The sequence below is a fragment of the Methanobrevibacter sp. genome (genome assembly GCF_045586545.1).
Lineage (GTDB): Archaea > Methanobacteriota > Methanobacteria > Methanobacteriales > Methanobacteriaceae > Methanocatella.
On sequence record NZ_JAZNAN010000028.1, the window covers coordinates 1 to 22,228 of the forward strand.

The following is a 22,228-nucleotide window of genomic DNA, read 5'->3' on the forward strand; positions in this document are numbered from 1 at the left end:
ATGACTATTTTTAGAATATATATTTAAAATTCTTTAAAGCACGACTAATTATTTTAATCAAAAATCCTTTTCATATAATTTAACCATGTCTTCATTTAATTATATTGATAGAAAAATTGGACTAGAAATTCTAATATTTGAAGAATAAAATTTTGAAAAAAATAGAAAAAAGAGTAAATTAGTAACTACTAACTTACTTCATTGCATCTTTGACCCTATCAAAGAGTCCTTTTTCGACATGTTTAATTTCATCTCCGCTGATTTCGGAGAATTCTTTAAGCAAGTCTTTTTGTTTTTGATTTAATTTCTTAGGAACAACAACTTTAACTGTTACATACAGGTTTCCTCTACCATTGTGCCTAACTGAGTTCATACCTTGACCTCTAAGTTTGTAAACAGTCTCACTTTGTGTTCCAGGAGTAATTTTAAACTCAACTTCTTTTCCTTCAATTGTTGGAATGCTGATTAAGTCTCCAAGTGCTGCTTGAGGGAAACTGATTTGTTGGTCTAAATATAAGTGGTCTCCTTCACGCACGAATCGTTTATGTTTTTTAATGTGGACAGTAACAATCAAATCTCCTTCAAGGCCTGCGGCTTCACCACAGTTTCCTTCACCAGAAACTCTTAAATGGTTGCCTTCATTAACTCCTTCAGGGATTTCGATTTTAATTGTTTTTGATTTTCTTTTACTTCCTCTACCATGACAGTCTTCACAAGGGTCAGTAATAATCTTACCAGTTCCGCCACATTCCCTACATGCTCTTACATTAACCATTTGCCCTAAGAATGTGTTGCTCACTTCTTTGATTTGGCCGGTTCCGCCACATTTTGGACATGTTGCAGGGTCAGAACCTGGTTTTGATTTAGATCCGTGACATGTTGGACATAATTCACTTCTTGTAATTTTGATTTCTTTTTCGCATCCTTGGAATGCTTCCTCTAATGTAATTGGAATTTCAGTGTAAATATCTGAACCTCTTTGAGGACCGGTTCTTCCACGGCTGCGACTTCCTCCACCAAAACCGAATATGTCAAAAATATTTCCAATATCAAATCCTTGGAAAATATCTTCAAAGTTTATGTTTTGATAGAAATCTTCTGCAGTAAATCCGTCCATTCCAGCATGACCGAATTGGTCATATCTTTGACGTTTTTCATCATCAGACAAGACAGCATAAGCTTCACTTACTTCTTTAAACTTATCTTCAGCATCTGGTTCATCACAAACGTCTGGATGGTATTTTCTTGCCAAGTTACGATAAGCTTTTTTAATTGTCTTTTCATCAGCAGATTTATCTACTCCAAGAACTTCATAATAATCTCGCTTTTCTGCCATTTCCTCACCTAAAAAAATAATTAAAAAAATAGATAGAAAAAATAATAGTTTTATTTCATTGTTAGTTTATTAATTGATTCTGATTCTGATTTTGTTGTTACCTAACAAATCATAAAACTTAATTATTTAATCTAATCGTCTTTTACTTCATAGTCTGCATCAATTGTGTCATCATCATTGTTGTCTTGTGCACCAGCATTAGGGTCTGCTCCTGCTTGTTGTTGAGCTTGAGCTTCAGCTTGTGCTTGTTGGTATATTTTTGCACCAATCTCTTGAATTACATTAGATAATTCATCAGACTTTTCTTTAATGGCAGCAACATCATCGCCAGCTATAAGTTCTCTTAATTCTTTAACAAGTCCTTCGACTTTTGTTTTGTCATCTTCAGATACTTGATCTTTAAGTTCATCTAAAGTTTTTTCTGAAGTGTAAATTAAGGAGTCTGCATTGTTTCTGATTTCGATTTCTTCTTGTCTTTTTGCATCTGCTTCAGCATTCATTTCTGCTTCTTTGATCTTTTGTTCAATTTCTTCATCAGATAATTTTGTTGAGGAAGTAATGGTAATAGCTTGTTCTTTACCGGTTCCTTTATCTTTAGCAGTTACATTAATAATACCGTTTGCATCAATATCGAAGGTTACTTCAATTTGTGGAACGCCTCTTGGTGCAGGTGGAATACCTACAAGTTGGAAACGTCCAAGTGAAGTGTTGTCAGCTGCCATTTTTCTTTCCCCTTGTAAAACATTAATGTCTACAGATGGCTGATTATCTGCAGCAGTGGAGAAAATTTGGCTTTTCTTGGTAGGAATAGTAGTGTTTCTTTCAATTAATGTAGTTGATACTCCACCTAAGGTTTCAATACCTAAGGATAATGGAGTTACATCTAAAAGAACGATGTCTTTAATTTCACCAGCTAATACTCCTCCTTGAATAGCTGCACCCATTGATACACATTCCATTGGGTCAATTCCACGTTCAACTGGTTTACCTATGAATTTTTCAACGAATTGTTGTACGATTGGCATTCTGGTAGGTCCACCAACTAAGATAATTTTATCAATTTCAGATTTGCTCATTTTAGCGTCATCTAATGCTTGTTGCATTGGACCACCGGATTTTTCCACAATGTGGTCAACCAATTCTTCTAATTTTGCTCTTGTAAGTGTAATGATTAAGTTTTTAGGAGTTCCGTCAGTACCCATTGCAATGAACGGCAAGTTTACTTCGGTAGTTGTGGTAGTGGATAATTCGATTTTTGCTTTTTCAGCAGCTTCTCTTAATCTTTGTACTGCTTGATCGTTATCCATCAAGTCGATGCCTTCTTGGGCTTTGAACTCATTGGCCAAGTATTGAATCAATACGTTATCCATATCGGTACCACCGAGTTGGGTGTCTCCGCTTGTGGATCTTACTTCAAATACTCCTCCACCGAATTCCATAATGGTTACGTCTAAGGTACCTCCACCTAAATCGTATACCATAATGTTCATGTCATCTTCATCAGCTTTGTCAAGACCGTATGCGAGGCTTGCTGCGGTAGGTTCGTTTACGAGTCTTACAACATCAAGTCCAGCAATGGTTCCTGCATCTTTGGTTGCAGTCCTTTGGTTGTCGTCAAAGTATGCCGGTACGGTAATTACAGCTTTTTCAATTGGTTCTCCTAAGAAGGATTCTGCATCTTTTTTAATTTTTTGCAAGATAAATGCGGAAATTTCTTGAGGGGAATATTGTTTGCCTTTAACAGTAACTTTGTGATTGGTACCCATACTTCTTTTAATTGCACTGATAGTGTTTTCTGGGTTGGTTACTGCTTGTCTTCTTGCTGGTTCTCCAACTAACATTTGACCGTCTTCGGCAAATGCAACATAACTTGGGAATGATTTTCCGTATTGGCTTGCTCCTTCTGCAGATGGAATTGTAGTTGGTTTACCTCCTACAAGTACGGATGCTGCGGAGTTACTTGTACCTAAATCGATTCCAATAATTTTTTCTTTTTTAGTATCAGACATAATTATCACCTTATTTTTTTTACATAAATTAATTTAATAAACATTATTTTTTACAGACTATAACTTTTGAATATTTAAGGACTTTATCTTTGTACATGTAGCCTTTCATCAGCTCTTCTATAATGTATCCATTTTCAACATCTTCTGATTCTTGAACCATCAATGCTTCATGTTTGTTTAAGTCAAATTTTTCTCCTTTAGCAGGAATTTCTTCAACACCTTCTTTTGTCAATACATCTTTGAACTTATTGTAGATGAGCTCTACACCTTCTCTTAAGTCTTCATCCTTTTCTATTTCCAAAGCTCTACCGAAGTCTTCATAACAATCTAAAAACTCTTTTATTACGTTCTCATTTGCAAATTTGACGAGTTCCTTGTTTCTTCTGTCAGTTATTTTTTTGAAATTTTCGAAGTCTGCTTGAAGTCTTTGTGATAGTGAGATATATTCTTGAGTTTCAGCCTCTTGTTTTTCAAGATCTTCTTTGACTTTTGTTAACTCTTCATCCTTTAGGGTTAACTCTTCAAGAAGTTCATCATACATTTCTTGTATATCTTGTTCTTCAACCTCAGTTTCGCCCTTATTTTCATCAGTCATACCTACACCTTTTTTAGGTTTTTTGAAAAACTTTTGTAATAACTCCTGGCAGAGATTTTCAACTTTTAGTTTTTTAACATTGGTTTTTGGGAATTTATGGATATATAGGAAAATGGTTCATCATTTAAGAGTTATTACGCTAAGTTTTTCTGAACCAAATATTAAAGTAACCAAAAGTTATCTTTCTCCTACATTATTATAGTAACAAAAAGTTATATAAAGGTTTCGATATAATGTATAATCATGAGCAATACAAACGACATTGAGAAAAATGAAAAATCCCACAAAAATGTCAATGTACCGAAAGGCCATATAGAACTTAGAGGAACATACAATGAGCCAGTCAATGACATTGATGTGGAGGATATCCTTGATGTAATGGGTTGTAAGACTAGAAGAGATATTATTAATCTTTTAAGGGAAGAACCTATGTTTGTTAGTGAAATCTCAAATGAGCTGGATATTGGTCAAAAAGCGATTATTGCTCATTTACGTGCTATGGAAGATATAGGTATTCTAAATTCTTCTTATAAAAAGATTTTAAGGGGTCGTCCACGTAAATATTATGATTTGCAGAATGAAGTAAACATCCATATTACAATAAATAGAAATAATTTTGATGTAAAATTCACAGACGACATGCTCAATACATTGCAACTCCCATCAGGAGACGAATGGTCTAAACTATTGGATATAGAAAGAAGAATCGATGATGGACAACTTGAAGCTATCGATGAGTTGAGAAATCAAATAAGATTATATGGAAATCTTTTGGAAAGAGCAGAATATATCCTAGAAAGGACCATGAAAAATAGATAATATTGTTTGAATTCATTTCAAACATTTTTTTACTTTTTTTTAGCAATTATGGCTTGGCCAAGAGAAACTGATCCATCTCCTGCACAGGTATTTTTGTGCTGTATAAAATTAAAACCGTTGTTTTCAATATAGTTCTTAACGGTATCAGTAATAGCTTCGTTGTAAAATACCCCTCCGGTAGCTCCAATGTCTTCAATATTTCTTTTAGAAGCGCCTTGAATAGCAAGTTCACTCAAACCGCTGGCTACCGCAACTTGGCCTGCGGCTGCAACATCAGCTTTTTTCTCTCCATTTTGGTACAGTCTTACAACTTCACGTAGAATTTCAGTTGTATTTAACTGATTGTCTTCAATTATAACAGGAATTTCCAATTTATTTGTTGAATAATAAGCAGCAGATTCTAGCTTCATTGAGCATTCTCCTTCATAAGTCCTTTCATGCGCAATTTCCAAAGCTACTGCCATAGAATCTAGGACTCTGCCGGTACTTGTTGTAACTCCAACATTTATTCCGGCATCAATCTGCTTGAAAATGTTTTTAATTTCAATTTCACCATATTTAAAGTAATTGGAATAATTTTTAATTAATTCTTCATCTTTTAAGATACTTGCAAGCATCCGAGCAGGATATTTTGTCGCAACATCTCCTCCAGGCATCAACTGAGGCTGCAAGTGAGCCAATCTTTCGAAATCTTTAATATTGGTGTAGAGTATTTCTCCTCCCCAGCTTGTCCCATCGCTTCCAAAACCCACTCCGTCAGCGGCAATGACAATCATCTCATCAATTGCGGAGTCATTTGCAAGGGCAACGGAATGAGCATGATGATGCTGCACTGGAAGGACTTGAGCATCATGTTTTTCTGCCAGTTCATGGGCAAGTCTTGTTGTAAAGAAGTGGGGGTGCATATCACATGCAATCACGTCAAATTCATTAATTTTTGTAATTCTTTCCATATTCTCAATTGCGGTTCTTAAAAATTTCAATGTTTTTGGTTTATTTGTATTTCCAATATGCTGTGAAGGATAAACAATATTGTCTTTAGCTATTGAGAATGTCACATCAAGCTCAGGACCCAATGCAAGGACAGTAATGTCATTAACGTCATAATTAATGGTATAAGGTTCTGGAGTGTATCCCCGTGATCTTCTAATGAAGGACAATTCATTGTTTCTGAATCTGATAACGGAATCATCACACCTATTTAGGATTTTTCGGTTGTGGACTAAGGAGTAATCATTAACGCCATTAATGATTTCTTCATTGGTAATCATCATTGGCTCGCCAGGGATATTTGCAGATGTCATCACATAGGTATCGATATCTCCCTCATCAAACAGCAGATAATGCATTGGAGAGTATGGAAGCATCACTCCAATATTGTGAAGGCCGGGGGATAGGCTATCCGGGAATGGATAATTATCTTTTTTCTTTAATATGACGATAGGCCTTTTGTTGGAGGTTATTGTTTCAATTTCTTTTTCTGTAAGTTGGGCATATCTTTTCAGGCTTTCCAGATCCTTGCACATTACTGCAAAAGCCTGATTCGGACGGTTTAGTCTGTCTCTTAGTTCTTTTATCGCTTCATCATTATATGCATCAACGACAAGGTGTGTTCCTCCAATTCCTTTAATGGCCAGTATCTTTCCTTCTTTTAATTTTTGGGCTCCAAGTCTTATTGGATTATCGGTATCAATTTTTTCCAAACCTTCATAGATTTCCATTTGAGGCCCGCAATCACTACAACAGATGGCCTCTCCATGGTAACGTCTGTTCAATGGTTCTTTATATTCAACAAGGCAGTCGTCGCATAATGGAAATTCATCCATTGAGGTTCTAATCCTGTCATAGGGAACACTTTCGATAACGGTAAATCTTGGTCCGCAATCTGTGCATGCGTTAAATGCATATTTATATCGCCTGTCATTAGGATTTCTAATTTCGGCCAGACATTTGTCGCAAATTGCAATGTCTGGTGGAATCACGCTGATGCCGGAGTATGAGTCTCCGCTTTCTATAATTTCAAAATCAGTATAATCTTTTACATCAATTTCTTCAACTTCCATAGAATTGATTTTAGCTATTGGGGGCAATTCATTTGGAAGTCTTTCAACAAATTTCTGTGTATTTTCACCTTCAACAATGATTTCAACTACATTTCCAAGGTTCCTGACATGTCCATTTAGATTTAAGTCAGTCGCTAACCTATATACATATGGCCTAAATCCTACGCCTTGGACTATTCCTTGTGTTAAAATCTTTAAAGCATTCATTAAATTATAATATTGTAAGTTAAATTTTATATAATTTTATCTTATATATTATATTATGAAAGAGATTCTTGAAAGATTAGTTAGTGGAGAACTTGATATTGATGAGGCAGAACATTTGCTTAAAGTAAATAATATTTTAGAATTCGATGATATTGCCAAGATGGATATTCAAAGAAATGAAAGAACAGGGTTTCCCGAAGCTATTTTTGCCCCAAGTAAGGATTATGAAGACTTACTTTTAATTATTAAAAAATACATTGAGAATAGTGATGATAATCTAATCGTTACAAAATTATCTCAAGACAGATATGAAAGATTATTGAATGATTTAGATGATAATGAAGCTACTTTTGAGTATAATAAGAGAGCTCAAATACTTATTATTAGAAAGAAAATTAATAAAGAAGAACCTGCTGCTAAAATTGGAATTATCACTGCGGGAACATCAGACATTAACATAGCTGAAGAAGCAAGAGTGATTGTAGAGGAAGGAGGATGTGAAGCAATCACATCATATGATATTGGAGTTGCTGGAATTCATAGGTTATTCCCTCAGATTGCTCATATGTTAAAAGAAGGCGTTCGTGCATTTATTGTATGTGCAGGAATGGAAGGAGCTCTTCCTTCAGTTGTCGCGGGTCTGGTTGACGTGCCCGTAATTGCCGTTCCAACATCTGTAGGTTATGGTGTTGGCGAAGGAGGCAGAGTGGCACTCGATGCAATGCTTCAGTCATGTGCTCCAGGGATTGCTGTTGTAAACATCGACAATGGTTTTGGTGCGGGAGTTTTTGCCCTAACAATAGTAAATAGTGATTAAAATGAAATATGAAGTATTTAATCCTAGAATACATGATGTTTACAAGGTTGCTAAATTATTTTATGATGTAGACTTCAGAACATTTGACATGCTTTTTAAAAGTGAAGAAAAAGCTATTGAATGCATTGCAAAAGACTTCAAAAAGGAAAAAACCGATGACATGTTTTATGTTATTTTAGATGATGAGAATGATATTATCGGATTATTAATGCTATATACCTCAAAAACTTCCCATGATTTATATTTCAAGTCCCCTAGATTGGTTATCGTCGACATATTGGACCATTTTGTATTGTGTGACATTAACGATGACGATTTGTACCTTGCACAGATTGCAATTGACCCGAAAATGAGAGGGCAAGGCCTGGGAAGAAAAGTCATCTTAGAAGTAATTGACTATGCAAGATCTAAAGGATACAAAAGAGTAACAATCGATGCAGATTTTAGAAATGAGGGAGCTCGCAAACTCTATGAAAGAATCGGCTTTAAGGAATTCAATAAAAAGCAAGTGAAAATTGGCAGCTTCGTCAGGGGAATGCACAATATGGAATTAATCCTTTAGATTGATATTTTTTATTGCCTCATAAACTCTTTTACAATTATTTTTATCGGTATAGAAGAAAAAGTCGTCAACCCGTTTGGAATACTTGTCTTTAATTTTACAGTCATTTGCAACATACTCGCAAATCAAATCAACAATTTCATTTTCTTCCCTGCATACTTCACCGAAACCCATGGTTTCGTATTTAAAGTATCCATTGGCAACATCAAAATGATAATCATCCATATATTGATAATATAATATCGGTTTGTGGAGATAGGAAAAGTCAAAGGCCACAGATGAGTAGTCGGTAATTAACAATGCGGCATTGTTGAATATTGTTTGGTAATCTATTTCATCAAAGTCAATTTTAACATAATCATTTGTATCGTAAAGGTCAATGTATTGATACACATTAGGATGAGGTTTGAATATTATCTCATAACCGTGCTGTTTACAGAATTCGATCATTTTTTCATTGTTGATTAATGAGTTGAATCTATTGAAGTATTCGGTTTTGCTGATGAATTCTTTTGTCTTGTTGGTTAATGGTCTTCTCCAGGAGGGCATTATGAAAATCTGTTTTTTGGTTTCTTCATTTTTGAGATTATCGAATCGAGGCAATCCCAATACTTGAACAACATTTTCATCATAATGGTATGGATTTTCAAAAATTGACTCATATTCCTGTGGCGAACTTGTAACCAATAGGGATAAATCCATGCTGAATTTATTCAGCCATGGGGAAATGTCATCCTTAATAATTCCATGCTGTAAAAAGATTGTATTTGATTTCAATAACCCTGCAAGATGAGGATAAGTTCCCCAAAACGGATAAATAATCCCATTATCAGGGTGTGAGGTAATGATATTTTCAACGAATAATCCTAAAAATCTATGCTTAATGGATTTGTAAGGCAAAAGTTTGCCTATTTTTTGCATTTTGGAATAATCTTTGCTGTCTTTAGCTAAAACAAAATATTTTTTTATGTCCTTGTCCTTATCCTGGGAATATTTGAACATATGCATTCCGTTGTCATCCGCGCTGTTTGGATAATCCATATAAAACCATATTCTTTTATTTCTTAAGAAGGGATATCCTACCATATACATTAGTCTAAATGGAATTCCAACTTTAAAACCAGGTTCCTTATCTTTTAACATTTTAACCAGTGCTTTAGCTTCTTGCTTGATCCATTTTAATGTGGTTTTATGTTCTATGTTAATCTTGTCGTCTTTTAAAACGCTCAAATAATTCTTGGATTTTGCATATCCCACAATTTTTGAGAAATTACAAGGTCTTGAAAAGTCAATCGATAATGCTTCACCATTTAATTTAAATTCAAGTTCGTATTTGGTTTTTTTAGATAATGGAATGGAAAATTCGAAGGAATAATCTTTAAGATATGTATAATTAAAATAATTTCCACTCCTTTGAGGGAACCTGACCACATTTTTATCAATTTTTTCACCATTGACAAAGACATCAACATTAACATCGAAAATAGACGGGAAATTGGCTAGAACATTTAATTGATTATTAACTATATTGTAAGTGTCGATAAAAACAGTGTTTAAGTTAATTTTTGAAAGCAATGAATCACTTATTTCACCATATTTCAAAGTAAATGCATGAACTATTGAGTAGAGGGTCATACTATTGTTTTTTAATATGACTTCATCATCAACATACTTTAAGACATCTTTCATGGAAGATTTGAATCGATTAACCTCTTCGTCGTCAAATATTTCTTCAGTGTTTTCAGCATCCAACATTATTCTGATATTGTCCGCAAGCGAATTTTGAATAAAAATAGGAACTTCAGAGTATTTTTCCAGGCTTTTGTCAATTAGAATTTTAAAATAGCTTTCTGAAGAATTAATGTAATATTCCTTGCCGGCTTGTGAGTCTTCCAAATATCGATTTTTTTCTAAAACAAGCTGTGTTTCACATTTTGCACTGTTTATAAATCCAATTTTAGGATTTTCAATTAGAAGTTCATTTACAAACAGCAAATCCTCTCTAACGATGACATCTTCAAATGCGATATCTTTAATCGAAGTTTTTCTTATGAATTTTGCAGGCCCAAATAAGGGATTCAAATCAGGACTTTCAATCAAGTCAATTATTTGTGTTTCTTTTATTCGATTGTAAAACCAATAATTTTTTTTAGGGTCTTTAATAAAATGAATTGGGATTCCAATCACATTCAAGTCATTATTCTTATTAAAAAATTCTGAGACTTCTTTAATTGTATTTTTTGAAAGAGTGTCTCCACTAGTTAAAAAGAGCAGATAGCTTCCATCAGCATTGTTCAATGCATCATTTTTAGATAATATTAGGTTTCTTTCATTATTTTCAACGTATTTAAAATTTTGAGGATATTTTGCAGCGTATTTTTCGTAAATTGATTTAATATCCTCATTATTAGAATTGTTGATGATTATTACATCTACAAATTCATTAAAATCTAAACTTTGTTTAATTAAGGAATTTATTGTATTTTCTGTTTTTTCTAGATTATTTGCGCTAATGATTACACTAAATTCCAAGTTATCGCCAACTTAATCCTGTGATCTTTTGTAATCTGGTTGTAATGTATCAACTACAAAATTAAACGGATAATCCATTTGATTCAAATCGTCATATCCATACATTTTAATGTAGAATGTATGATTAATGCAGGTAATGTAGGATACTGACTCATATTTATCAGGATTATCTAATTTTTGATAGTAAACGCTATGGACATCAATCCCATCAGTATAATTGCTTGAATTTTTAATAATCTTTACATTGCTGTCATGGGATAGTTTATTTAGTTTGCTATTAAATTTATCTAAAGACTCATTTACTTTACCTAAATCCTCAATATAAAGTTTTTCCTCTTCGCATGATTTGTTGTATATCTCTACACTTTTTTTATCTGTATCTCCAATACCGTAGTCATCAGGAATTGTCACAAGAGACTTATTTAAATTAGTAATTGGAGTGCCAATAGATGTTGAAGTGGTAACTATATTGTACATGCAACTTATCCCAACTATTGCGATTATAATTAATAATATCCATCGTTTATCCATTTTAAAACCTTATTCTTCCTTTTTTTTCTTTTTCTTTTTCTTCTTTTTTTTCTTCTTCTTTTTAGTGCTTTTTGAACTTTCAAGATAAGCGTCACAGACGGTTTCCGCATCTCCTTCCATAGCTATTCGTCCGTTTTCAATCCAGACACATCTGTCACATATTCTTTTAACATTTTTTATTGAATGTGAAACGAGAAGTACGGTAACGCCCTCTTCCATCATGGAATTGATTTTTTCAGAACTTTTTTTCCTGAATTTAACGTCTCCAACGCCTAAGATTTCATCTATAATCAATATGTCTGGTTGCATGAGAGTAGCAACGGAAAATCCTAATTTCGCCCTCATACCTTTCGAATAATTCTTTACAGGGTAATTAATAAATTCTCCGAGTTCTGAAAATTCCACGATTTCATCATATTTCTCTTTAACGTAGTTTTCGTCCATACTTAAGAAAGCGGCATTTAAGAAGATATTGTTTTTACCGCTGTAATTTTTATCAAAACCTGCACTAATGGCCAATAATGGAGCTATTTTGCCGTTTATAGTTACTCTTCCCTCTGTTGGTTCGTAAATTCCAGAAATAATCTTTAATAATGTACTTTTTCCGGCTCCATTAAATCCAAGAATACCTACCCTTTCTCCTTTATAGACTTTGAATGTAATGTCGTCCAGTATCCTGATTTTTTTATTGCCTGTCTTGTTTCTTTTGATTGTTCTGATGAAATATTCCTTTAATGTATCAATTTTATCTTTTGAAACTTTAAATTCCATTGCCACATGTTCTATATCAATAGCAACATTTTCTTCAATAACCGCTTGTGATTTCAGGGCTTCTTCCGGTCTTAAAAAATTTTTAATACGTGTAGTTATGCTCAACTTAATCTCCCCTTAAATCTCCAATGCTAATCTTTTATCATAAATGCTGAATAATAGAATTCCAACAAAGAATACTGTAAATGCAAATGCTGCAAGATAGGATAATCTAGCTATATTCGGCACGATTCCATATGCCATGCACTCTCTCATACATGCAATTGCTGAGTAAACAGGATTCAATGTAAATATTCTCTGAACTGTAGCCGGAACAATCTCCATTGGATAAAACAATGCAGAGGAATACATTAACAACATGGTAAATACGTTGTATAAATGTCCGATATCAGTAAAGTAAGTGTTGCACACTGCTAAAATTAATCCGACACCAAATATTAAGATAACTAACAATGTAATTGGTATAATTGCATAAATCATTGTAGGGTGGAATGGTGCACCGGTAACTATCATTACTCCAAACAATATCACGAATGATATCAGGAAATTCACAAATTCATAACAAACGGCACTTACTGTAAACATGTGTTTTGGAATATAAATCTTTTTCAATAAACTTGCATTCCGTTTAATGGACCTCATTGCAGTTTTTGTACCTGAATTGAAGAAATCATACACTAAACGTCCACATAAAAAGTAAACTGGGAAATTTTCAATCTGTTTGCTGAAAATTGCTGAGAAAATCGCCGTAAATACAATCATGATTAAAAGCGGATTAAGAAAACTCCAGATTACGCCTAAAGCGGAATCTTTATATTTTGCAAATAAATCCTTTTTAACTAATTCCTTTAATAGAAATTTCTTTTCTGCGAATGTATCAAACATAGTTACGACCAATTATTTTCTTCTTCTAGCAAATTCATCAAATACTTCATCAAGCTCCACACCTTTATAGACCAACAGTAAAAGTGTGTGAAATATCAAATCAACAGATTCATATACTAAATTTTCGTCATTTTTAGAAGCAATAAGTACTTCTCCTGTTTCTTCTGCTATTTTTTCAAGAATTTTGTCTTCTGCTTTTTTGTCGCTGTCTTGCATGATTTTTGAGGTATAAGAATCAATAGGATTGTCACGACGTGACTCTAGAACGGAATATACTTCTCTTATGATTTCATCACTCATTCAATCATCCCTTTTTGATTCTTGATCCTGTAAACTTTCTGTAAGAGCAATTAGAGGATGTTTGTCGTCATCAATTATTTCGATGTCATCAAATGTTTTTATTCCTGCTTTATCTGCTGTTTTTTCCATACCTAATTTGATGTCCTGACCTAAATCAATAACATAGGAGTCTACGGTTTCATATCCTTTTTGTGATGAGGCTACTGCCCTATGATGCCCATCAACTAAAATCCATCTGTCTCCAGTTTTTACAACAATAGCAGGTTCTGCCAATCCCCTTTCCAATTCATAGGTTCTGCCTTCAAGTTCATCAGCATAAACCCTATCCTGAGTAGGCCTTAATTTATTAGTTTCGACACGCATATGCCTTAAAGTTGTTTTGATTCCGTATAATTGTTCTAGGGTGTTTTTGAAATATTCTACTTTATTAGGAGTTGACCTCTCAATGTGGGATCGGACCATATCTGTATTGGTAATAATTCCTACTAGGTGACCGTCATCGTCTACAACAGGCATTCTTGAAATACCTCTTCTAAACATTACTCTTGATGCATCGTTTATGGATAAATTTTTGTTAGCGACTACTAGGTTAGTTGTCATTATGCCTTCAACGGTTTCTGCTGCGTCTTTAACAATAATATCGAATGAAGTTACCATTCCAACTAATTGTTCGCCTTTAACGACAGGATAACTGTTGTGGTGACTTTTTTTCATTAATGTAATTATCTCTTCAGTTTTTGTTTCAGGAGAAACACTAATTACATTTTTTGTCATGTAATCTTTTACATAAGATTTTTTCTCACCCATGTTGTTTCCCTCGTTTATTCAATATTTTCTTTTAACAGTTTTACAGTTTCACCAGGGTCAGCTTTACCACGGGTAATTCTCATTACTTGTCCGACTAAGAAGTTAAGTGATGCTTTTTGACCACCTAAGTAATCGTCAACTGCTTTTGGATTTTCATCGATTGCCTGTTTTACCGCAGCCAATACTTCATCATCTTTAACAACACCAAGCAATCCTAATTCTTCAGCAATAGCTTTAGGGGATTTTTCGTTGTTTGGCATTTGTTCAATAATTCTTTGACCGGCTTTGGTGGTTATTTCTTTATTCTGAATCATGTTAAACAGTTCAATCAGGTCCTGTGCGCTGATTCCACTTTCTGCATAATCCAATTTGTTATAGGATAAAACTCTTTTAAGCTCATCTCTCATCCATTTTCCTGCAAATACAGGGTCAACTTCTTTTGCAACTTCTTCATAAGCAATAGACAAGTCAATTTCGGAAGTCAATACTTTTGCAGTTTCTTCATCAACTTTATACTCGCTTACAAATCTTTTCACTTTATTGTGTGGTGCTTCAGGCATTATTTCAGCAACTTTATCAATTGTTTCATCAGCAATTTTCATTGGAGGCAAATCCGGATCGGTAATGAATCTGTAATCATCAGCGTCCTCTTTTAACCTCATAGGTTTTGTAGAGCCTGTATTTTCAATGAATGCACGGGTTTCTTGTTTGACAACACCATTTCTTTTAACAACATTTTTTTGTCTGATGAGTTCGTAGTTCAAAGCTTTGTATGCTCCTTTGATGGAGTTGATGTTTTTCATTTCCACTCTGTTTCCTCCGTTAATGGAAATGTTTACATCAGCTCTCATTGTACCTTCACCACGAGCAGCTCCACTGTATTGTAAAACACGAATCAATTCATTTAAGAATCTTCTTGCTTCAGTAGGGGATTTAATGTCAGGTTCTGTAACAATTTCAACCAATGGAATTCCGGAACGGTTGAAGTTGACGGTACCCAAATCTGGTTTATATTGTCCAGGGTCTTCTTCAACGTGAATTTCCCTTATTCTAATTCCATTCAATTCACCTTTAATTCCAATTGGCACTGAAGTTCTTTGGTAACCTGATGGTAAATCCGGATAATCGTAATGTTTTCTCATAAAATAAGTTACATTCTGGTCAATTTCACAATTAAGCATCAAAGCAATCATTATTGCATTTTCTAATGCTTGTTCATTGGTTGGGTGTGGTTTTGCACCTGGCTGATTTAAACAAACGGGGCAGATGTTTGTATTGGCAGGTGCGTCCTGATAATTTGTAGGACAATCACAGAATAATTTTGAATCAGTTTCTAATTGTACGTGAATTTCAAGTCCGCACATCATGTCGACATCGTCACTAATAGTAATTCCTCCTAGAGTTTATAATAATTTATATTATTAAAGTATATGTCTAAATACATTAATAAATATTTTTGGAATTAGGATAAATTTTTGAGTTTTACAAATTTTTTAAATTCAAAATAAGATTGGTGAAGTTTTTTAGGAAAAAATTAATATTTGTTTTTCAGTGATTCTTTGATATATCTTTTAATAAATTTATCCAAATCTGGTGAAACTTCACTTTTTTCAGGACCTAACATGTTTTTATCAGTAAAGGTTCCTTTAAGTTCACGACCGGCCCATTTTACCTCTTCTTCAACTCTTTTACCGTATTTTGTTCCAAACATTTTGAACAATGGGAATTTGGTTATTCCGTTTGCACCGCTTAAGATCAATATTCCGATATTTGCCAAATTGTCAATCCAGGTTCCGCAGATAATTTCAATATCCGGAAATGCCAATCTAACCTGCGCTACAACCTGCGCATAGTAAAGTGAAGCCGGCTGGGATGAATTTGCATAGATAGTTTCTTTGTGCGGGTTTAAGGAATAGAAAATGACTCTGTCAATTTTATGGTCTCTAATGTAATCTATAATATATTGCGCATCATCTAATGTTTCGCCAAGGCCTAAAATTATTGTTATTGCCTTTTTAAATCCCAAATCTCCTGCAACATCTAACATGTGACTTATATCTTCCAATTTTTTTGACGGACAAACTCTTTTGTGAATTTCGGGATTGGCCACTTCAACAGCACCGGTAATTCCGGTAATTTCACTACCATATTCATCTAGCTCATCGGTAATTCCAGTATTCAACCAAACTCCATCGCCGGTAATGTCTTTGATTGTGGTAGCTATCTCTTTAATTTCCTGTGTAGTGAATGATTCATATCCTCCTGATAGGAATTCAATGTTCCAGTTGAGACGTTTGCACATTTCAGCTTCTGCATAGATGTTGTAAATGTTTCTTCGAGCTTTAGAGGGATCTTTAATCTTATTTTTTTGTGTGGACATGTAGCAGAATGCACAGTCTCCCTTATCGCACCACCAGGATAGGAATACTGCCCTTTCAAGTGTAATTAAATTGCCATGGTTTTTTAAAGTAACCTCATTGGCATTTTTTATTAAGTCGAATATGTTAGTTTCCATGTTTTAATATTAGGGTCTTAAACTTTATATAGTAGTTGCAATTAATTTATTTATAGAACTGATTTTATTTGGGAATAAGTTCAAAAAATCAAAAGGTTTATATACTAAGGTATGCATAATTATCATTACTGTTTAAAGTCTTTTGATTTTTATCATGGGTTTTATTTGGTTAAGTTAGATGGGTGTCACATGCCGTCGTAGCTCAGTAGGTAGAGCGTTCGGCTGTTAACCGATTGGTCACAGGTTCGAGCCCTGTCGACGGCGCTTTTGGGCCCATAGCTTAGCCAGGTAGAGCGTCCGGCTCATAACCGGAAGGTCATGGGTTCGAACCCCATTGGGCCCATGTTGACTAAAACTTTATGTATTTGTATGCTCCGGTGGTGTAGTCCGGCCAATCATTTCGGCCTTTCGAGCCGAAGACTCGGGTTCAAATCCCGGCCGGAGCATTTTTATAAAATTGTTAAGATTTTTAATGGTTTCTATTGTATCCTTTGTTTTTCATAAGCGGGGGTGCCCGAGAGGCCAAAGGGGACAGGCTTAGGACCTGTTGACGCAGGTCTACCAGGGTTCAAATCCCTGCTCCCGCATTTTAACGATTTTTATTTTATTTGTATATCTGCCGGGGTAGGGTAGGTGGTCATCCTCCGGGACTGTGGATCCCGGGACTCGGGTTCGAATCTCGGCTCCGGCCTCTTTTATAAAACTGTTTTTTTCTGATTACTTTACAAATGCTCTCACCTTGCTTTTATATATTATTAAACTGAAAATTATTAATTGAAATATTTTTTAGATAGTGTTATTATGGCAAAGAAGGGATCAGCTGAAGAAAGGGATTTGGTGCATAAACTTTGGGAGCGAAATTTTGCAGCCATGAGGGCTCCGGCATCCGGGGGAGCTACCAAAAGGCCTTTGCCTGATGTTTTGGCTGGAAACGGCAAAATTTATTTGGCTATTGAGGTCAAGACAACCACCAAGGATAAGGTATATATTGATGCGGCCCAAATTGATGACTTATGCAATTTTTCTAAAATATTCGGAGCCAAACCATACATTGGAGTTAGATTCAAATATACAAAATGGCTTTTTTTAGAACCTAACAACACTCCGCGCACTAAAAATGGTAATTACAAAGTTGAAAAGGACTATGCCTTGGAAAAAGGTTTGGAAATCGATGAAATAGCTGGAATCGATATACAAATGAAATTCTAAATTGATGGTAATCTTTATATATTATTAAAATAAATTTATTATAGTATGTTATGTGTGGGGTTATGGTGTAACCTGGCATCATCTGGGACTCCAGTTGTCTTTGAAGAAATATACGCGTAACTGAGCAGTACCTGTTGTGATGAACAATTGGAGTACTGAGGCAAGAGAAATCCCAGGATCGGGGTTCAAATCCCTGTGACCCCATTTTTATACTTATCTTTTTTTCAAAAATTTTAATTACTTTTTAATAGATACTATCTTTTATGTCAGACATTGTTTTTATTATGGGATTTAACTATGATTCAAATTGTTATTTAATCAATGACAATATTCTTGTAGATACTGGTGCAGGCCAAAATAAAGATTATTTGTTCTCTAAACTTCGCGAAAATGGTGTTGAACCGGATGACATTGAATTGGTTGTAAATACTCACTGTCATTTTGACCATATTGGGGGCAATCACTTTTTCCCGAATGCTAAAATCGCTGTTCATAAGTTAGATGCAATTTCGATTAGAAATGAGGATACACTAGGTACTGCAGGTTCTGCTTTTGGTTTTGAGGGTATTAATAATTCTAGAGTTGACATTGAACTCGAAGAAGGAGATAAGATTGAGGATTTTGAAGTGATTCACACTCCTGGCCACACCAGCGGCGGAATCTGCCTTTGGGATGGTGAAAACTTAATTTCTGGTGATACCATATTCGCCGGCGGAGGTGTTGGTCGAATGGACATCGGTGGAAATTACCAGGATATGAAAAACAGCGTTGAAAAATTAATGGAATTGGATGTTAAAAACATCTATCCCGGTCATGGTCCAATAGTGGAAAAGAATGGAAAAGACCATATAAGATTGTCTTATTCCTATCTATAACTAATTATGTAATTTTTTAGACACTTTTTCGTATTTTCCTCTTTTAATGAGGACGGACACTTTTTCTCCATGACTGATGGTGTTGTCAGGTTGTGGGATGACAAGTTTTCCTTTCTGATAAGTGGATATAATAATAAAGTCTTTTGTTGGGGAAACGTCTTTGAAGCGTTTTCCAACTACCTTGTCGTTTGTTATTGTCATATCGACGATTTCAGCGTCCCCTTTACCAAGTGTCATCAATTCTGCAGCATTCGGCCTGGTTACAACTTTCATCAATTGTGCGGCGGCAGCTCTTTCAGGACTTATTACTCTTTCAATTCCAACTTCTTTGAATGCCTCTTCGTGGTCAGGATTACTTACACGTGCAATAACATGCTCAACATCAAATTTTTTAACTAAAATGCATGAAAGCAGGTTTGCTTCATCACTACCGGTTGTTGCAATGAAATATTCCGCATCATCCGCATTCAATTCTTCAAGCACTTTTGATTCAGTTCCGTTTCCATGTATGACTAATGCATCAAGGTCTCCTGCAATATCATTACATATGGATTCATCACTTTCAATGAGGGTAATGTCATATCCTTCATCAATCAATAAATTTGCAAGGGAAAGTCCGACACGACCTCCTCCCATAATAATCACATACTTGCCCATAAGTATCACCTTAACATTAACTAATCAATATTTATTTTTATACATTATAAATTTATCTTTTAAAGATTTCAAAAAATGCTCTAAGAGTAATCAGCACAGGGTATATTTCTATTCTTCCAGTCCACATATCAAATATGCCAACTATTTTTAGGGCAGGATGGAGGGACTGATTAATTATACCAAGTTCTAAACCGTTGTTACCTTGAAGAGACATTGCTGCGAATAAACTTCTGAATGGGTCATACCCGAAAAGACAGAACAATGCCCATGTAAATAGAATAAACATCATATAGAGGGTAATAAAGTTTCCTGCCTGGGATATTGATTTTTCAGGCACTAGATTTCCGTTTAATTTAATAGGTACAACTCTACCTTCGGGGGATAGAATTTCTCTGACATGTCTGTATATTCCTTTGAAGAATGTTATCATTCTAACGAGTTTGATTGCACCTACTGTTGAACCGTTTGACCCTCCTGTTAATATTAAACACATTAGACATATTATTACGAATGGTGGCCATCCGGCCATGGTCTGTGGGGATGCAACACTAGCTCCGGTTGTTGTAATTGCAGATACTACAGTAAATAATATTTCCATTGGCACTAGGTTTGAAACAAAGTATAACATCAATGTTACAAATGCTATAACACAAATGATTATTTTAAACTGTAAATCTTCAATTAATGATTTTCCTTTTGTTGAGATAACTTTATGGTGAACTAAAAAGCTTGTTGCTCCTAAAATCATTAAAACTATTGAAATAAAGTAAATCACGTCGTCATGGTAGAATCCCATGTTTGCATTTTTAATACTCATCCCTCCAGTTGAAATAATGGAGAACGTATTGCAGATTGAGTCAAACAGAGGCATTCCGGCCAGTAAATATAAAATGATTCCTGCAAGGGTATAAATTGCATAAATCTTCATGGTTTCTCGCAGAGTTGCTCCAACACTTGGTTTTATACGTTCCTCACGTGCTTCGGAATGGTAAAGTTTTGAGGATATTGATCCCCTACTATTCAAAACAGTTAAAACCATAACAACAACTCCCAAACCACCAACCCATTGTTCAAAAGCTCTAAAAAATAATATGCTGTGAGGCAATATTTCGACATCGGCAAACATGGTCATTCCAGTACCTGTCAGGGCGGTCATGCTTTCAAAAACACCATCTAGTAATGGCAATTCTGTTGCAAGCATGAAAACAAGTCCTCCAATTAAACTGGCCCATAACCATGCAAATGAGGAAATCATCATCCCATGTTTAAGTTTTATTTTTTTACTTTCGTATTTTTTAAAGTATAATTTAATAGCATAACCTAAACCGATTGAAATTGCGGCAGGAATTAAAAAATTAATAATGTAAAACTCCTGATAGACTAAATCAAATATTAGTGGAATTAGGCACATTGCTCCAATTGCTATCATTAAATTTGCGGAGTTTGCCGCCACAATGCTTATATCATTTTTAGAAATATACCTCATTATTCTAATGATTTGAATAAATATCTATATAAATTTATATTAATAATGGCAAACCTAATATAAATTATGGATAAAAAGTCAGCATTTTTCATGGGATTAAGTATCGTCATCCTAATAGTAATGTTATACTTTGTAGGTATAGAAAACGTTATAGCTGCTTTGAAAATAGCTAATTTGGAATTGATTGGCGTAGCTATTGCCATGCAGATTTTTACTTATTATTTATACACATTACGTTGGAAAATCCTAAATAATCTGGCGGATATTAATGTTGGCATTAAGAAATTGCTTCCAATGATATTGGTAGGCCTTGCAGTAAACAATATCACTCCATCCGGACGTGGTGGTGGAGAGCCGGTAAGAGCTTATATCCTGGCAAGGGAAGAAGACTATCCTATGGAAGAAACATTTGCTATTGTTGTTGCTGATAGAGCATTAGATACATTTCCGTTTGTCGTATTGGCAGTTCTTACCATTATAGGAATGACTTTTTATTTTGATTTTGACTTATGGTTACTTATTGTAATGATTTTGGCCGTTATAGCTATTGTGGCACTTTTAATTTTAATAATCTACATGTCAATAAATCCTAAATTTGGAAAAAGGGTTGATGGATGGATCATTGGTCTTGTCAGAAGATTTTACAAGAAAAATTCTCCAGAATTCGAAGACAGAATCCACAATGTCATTTCAGGTTTCCAGGATACAATGAAACTTGTCATCTATAATAAAAATGTAATGTATTATGCGCTTCCATTGTCTTTTGTAATCTGGATTTTTGAGATTTTAAGAGTCTATTTCGTATTTTTAGCTTTTGGCGCCAATGTAAGTCCTGTTGTCATTGGAGAGGTATTTATATTGGCTTGTCTTGCAGGTATGATTCCTCTTCTTCCAGGAGGCCTTGGAGCTGTTGACGGTATCATGATTCTGTTTTACTCCGCTGCAGGAATAACAACATCAATCAGTGCTGCAGCTACCGTTATTGAAAGGTTAATTTCATTTTGGATGGCTACTATTTTAGGAATGGTCATTTTGCCTCATTATGGTTCTTCAATTTTAGATAAGATTTCATTTAATTCGTCAACTGAAGAACTTCAGGAATCTCTCGAACAGGAAATTGCTGAAGATTAGTTTTAAAAAAATTACTTTTCATGTTGAACTACCTCGACTTTGTAGAAGTCGAGGATTCTTACTTCACGGGCTGATACTCTCCCATGAGAGTAGAATTACCGTGCTATCCTCCCTGTCCCAG

At 34.6% G+C, this 22,228-nt stretch carries 20 protein-coding genes and 6 tRNA genes; 12 read left to right on the plus strand and 14 right to left on the minus strand.

Annotation, left to right across the window (positions count from 1 at the left end; all coding sequences use genetic code 11):
* Positions 1–193 precede the first annotated feature (193 nt).
* The 3 genes from dnaJ to ACKI3D_RS02480 form a co-directional block, all read right to left on the minus strand.
* Entirely contained in the window at positions 194–1,336 is a 1,143-nt protein-coding gene (gene dnaJ / locus ACKI3D_RS02470) for a molecular chaperone DnaJ (protein ID WP_407392029.1), read from the minus strand.
* 131 nt (positions 1,337–1,467) lie between these two features.
* Positions 1,468–3,345 carry a molecular chaperone DnaK gene (gene dnaK, locus ACKI3D_RS02475; RefSeq protein WP_407392031.1) on the minus strand — a complete coding sequence of 626 codons (1,878 nt, stop codon included), beginning with the start codon at positions 3,343–3,345 and terminating at the stop codon, positions 1,468–1,470.
* Between the two features lie 43 nt (positions 3,346–3,388).
* A complete protein-coding gene (locus ACKI3D_RS02480) occupies positions 3,389–3,940 on the minus strand; it encodes a nucleotide exchange factor GrpE (RefSeq protein ID WP_407392033.1) in 552 nt (183 codons plus the stop codon).
* Positions 3,941–4,183: 243 nt separating this feature from the next.
* On the opposite strand from ACKI3D_RS02480, the gene ACKI3D_RS02485 reads away from it, so the two are divergent.
* Complete coding sequence (locus ACKI3D_RS02485; RefSeq protein WP_407392035.1) at positions 4,184–4,759, plus strand: ArsR/SmtB family transcription factor; 576 nt, start codon at positions 4,184–4,186, stop codon at positions 4,757–4,759.
* A 29-nt stretch (positions 4,760–4,788) separates the two neighbouring features.
* Here the strand turns inward: ACKI3D_RS02485 and hypF are convergent, their stop codons facing one another.
* Positions 4,789–7,029 carry a carbamoyltransferase HypF gene (gene hypF, locus ACKI3D_RS02490; protein ID WP_407392037.1) on the minus strand — a complete coding sequence of 747 codons (2,241 nt, stop codon included), beginning with the start codon at positions 7,027–7,029 and terminating at the stop codon, positions 4,789–4,791.
* 55 nt (positions 7,030–7,084) lie between these two features.
* Between hypF and larB the strand changes: the two genes are divergently transcribed.
* Complete coding sequence (larB, locus tag ACKI3D_RS02495; RefSeq protein WP_407392039.1) at positions 7,085–7,846, plus strand: nickel pincer cofactor biosynthesis protein LarB; 762 nt, start codon at positions 7,085–7,087, stop codon at positions 7,844–7,846.
* A 1-nt stretch (position 7,847) separates the two neighbouring features.
* Positions 7,848–8,408 carry a GNAT family N-acetyltransferase gene (locus ACKI3D_RS02500; protein ID WP_407392041.1) on the plus strand — a complete coding sequence of 187 codons (561 nt, stop codon included), beginning with the start codon at positions 7,848–7,850 and terminating at the stop codon, positions 8,406–8,408.
* Here the strand turns inward: ACKI3D_RS02500 and ACKI3D_RS02505 are convergent.
* From ACKI3D_RS02505 to ACKI3D_RS02540, 8 genes are all read right to left on the minus strand, one after another.
* Positions 8,397–10,940 (minus strand): CDP-glycerol:glycerophosphate glycerophosphotransferase, encoded by a 2,544-nt coding sequence (locus ACKI3D_RS02505; protein WP_407392043.1) that lies wholly within the window; start codon positions 10,938–10,940, stop codon positions 8,397–8,399. The two genes, ACKI3D_RS02500 and ACKI3D_RS02505, sit on opposite strands and share 12 nt — an antisense overlap.
* A 12-nt stretch (positions 10,941–10,952) precedes the next feature.
* Positions 10,953–11,471 (minus strand): hypothetical protein, encoded by a 519-nt coding sequence (locus ACKI3D_RS02510; protein ID WP_407392045.1) that lies wholly within the window; start codon positions 11,469–11,471, stop codon positions 10,953–10,955.
* A 9-nt stretch (positions 11,472–11,480) separates the two neighbouring features.
* Positions 11,481–12,347, minus strand: a complete 867-nt coding sequence (locus ACKI3D_RS02515; protein ID WP_407392047.1) for an ABC transporter ATP-binding protein — start codon at positions 12,345–12,347, stop codon at positions 11,481–11,483.
* 12 nt (positions 12,348–12,359) lie between these two features.
* Complete coding sequence (locus tag ACKI3D_RS02520; RefSeq protein WP_407392049.1) at positions 12,360–13,127, minus strand: ABC transporter permease; 768 nt, start codon at positions 13,125–13,127, stop codon at positions 12,360–12,362.
* 12 nt (positions 13,128–13,139) lie between these two features.
* The gene (gene hisE / locus ACKI3D_RS02525) at positions 13,140–13,427 is read right to left on the minus strand and encodes a phosphoribosyl-ATP diphosphatase (protein ID WP_407392051.1); all 288 of its coding nucleotides are present in this window, start codon (positions 13,425–13,427) and stop codon (positions 13,140–13,142) included.
* Positions 13,428–14,234 (minus strand): CBS domain-containing ParB/RepB/Spo0J family partition protein, encoded by an 807-nt coding sequence (locus ACKI3D_RS02530; protein ID WP_407392053.1) that lies wholly within the window; start codon positions 14,232–14,234, stop codon positions 13,428–13,430.
* Positions 14,235–14,248: 14 nt separating this feature from the next.
* Positions 14,249–15,601, minus strand: a complete 1,353-nt coding sequence (gene gatB, locus ACKI3D_RS02535) for an Asp-tRNA(Asn)/Glu-tRNA(Gln) amidotransferase subunit GatB (protein WP_407392055.1) — start codon at positions 15,599–15,601, stop codon at positions 14,249–14,251.
* Positions 15,602–15,768: 167 nt separating this feature from the next.
* Positions 15,769–16,749 carry a radical SAM protein gene (locus tag ACKI3D_RS02540; protein ID WP_407392057.1) on the minus strand — a complete coding sequence of 327 codons (981 nt, stop codon included), beginning with the start codon at positions 16,747–16,749 and terminating at the stop codon, positions 15,769–15,771.
* A gap of 191 nt (positions 16,750–16,940) precedes the next feature.
* On the opposite strand from ACKI3D_RS02540, the gene ACKI3D_RS02545 reads away from it, so the two are divergent.
* The 8 genes from ACKI3D_RS02545 (at position 16,941) to ACKI3D_RS02580 (ending at position 18,833) form a co-directional block, all read left to right on the plus strand.
* Positions 16,941–17,013: transfer RNA gene (locus ACKI3D_RS02545), tRNA-Asn, on the plus strand.
* 5 nt (positions 17,014–17,018) lie between these two features.
* A tRNA-Ile gene (locus ACKI3D_RS02550) sits at positions 17,019–17,092 on the plus strand.
* A 28-nt stretch (positions 17,093–17,120) separates the two neighbouring features.
* A tRNA-Glu gene (locus tag ACKI3D_RS02555) sits at positions 17,121–17,195 on the plus strand.
* Positions 17,196–17,253: 58 nt separating this feature from the next.
* Positions 17,254–17,336, plus strand: a tRNA-Leu gene (locus tag ACKI3D_RS02560).
* 31 nt (positions 17,337–17,367) lie between these two features.
* Positions 17,368–17,440, plus strand: a tRNA-His gene (locus ACKI3D_RS02565).
* Positions 17,441–17,550: 110 nt separating this feature from the next.
* Positions 17,551–17,958, plus strand: a complete 408-nt coding sequence (hjc, locus tag ACKI3D_RS02570) for a Holliday junction resolvase Hjc (protein ID WP_407392059.1) — start codon at positions 17,551–17,553, stop codon at positions 17,956–17,958.
* 56 nt (positions 17,959–18,014) lie between these two features.
* Positions 18,015–18,162: transfer RNA gene (locus ACKI3D_RS02575), tRNA-Trp, on the plus strand.
* Positions 18,163–18,221: 59 nt separating this feature from the next.
* Positions 18,222–18,833: an MBL fold metallo-hydrolase gene (locus ACKI3D_RS02580; protein ID WP_407392061.1), complete on the plus strand. Its 612-nt coding sequence runs from the start codon at positions 18,222–18,224 to the stop codon at positions 18,831–18,833.
* Here the strand turns inward: ACKI3D_RS02580 and ACKI3D_RS02585 are convergent, their stop codons facing one another.
* The gene (locus tag ACKI3D_RS02585) at positions 18,834–19,490 is read right to left on the minus strand and encodes a potassium channel family protein (RefSeq protein ID WP_407392063.1); all 657 of its coding nucleotides are present in this window, start codon (positions 19,488–19,490) and stop codon (positions 18,834–18,836) included.
* Between the two features lie 52 nt (positions 19,491–19,542).
* Entirely contained in the window at positions 19,543–20,943 is a 1,401-nt protein-coding gene (locus tag ACKI3D_RS02590) for a TrkH family potassium uptake protein (RefSeq protein ID WP_407392065.1), read from the minus strand.
* A gap of 99 nt (positions 20,944–21,042) precedes the next feature.
* Between ACKI3D_RS02590 and ACKI3D_RS02595 the strand changes: the two genes are divergently transcribed.
* Complete coding sequence (locus ACKI3D_RS02595) at positions 21,043–22,107, plus strand: UPF0104 family protein (RefSeq protein WP_407392067.1); 1,065 nt, start codon at positions 21,043–21,045, stop codon at positions 22,105–22,107.
* The last annotated feature ends 121 nt before the right edge of the window (positions 22,108–22,228 follow it).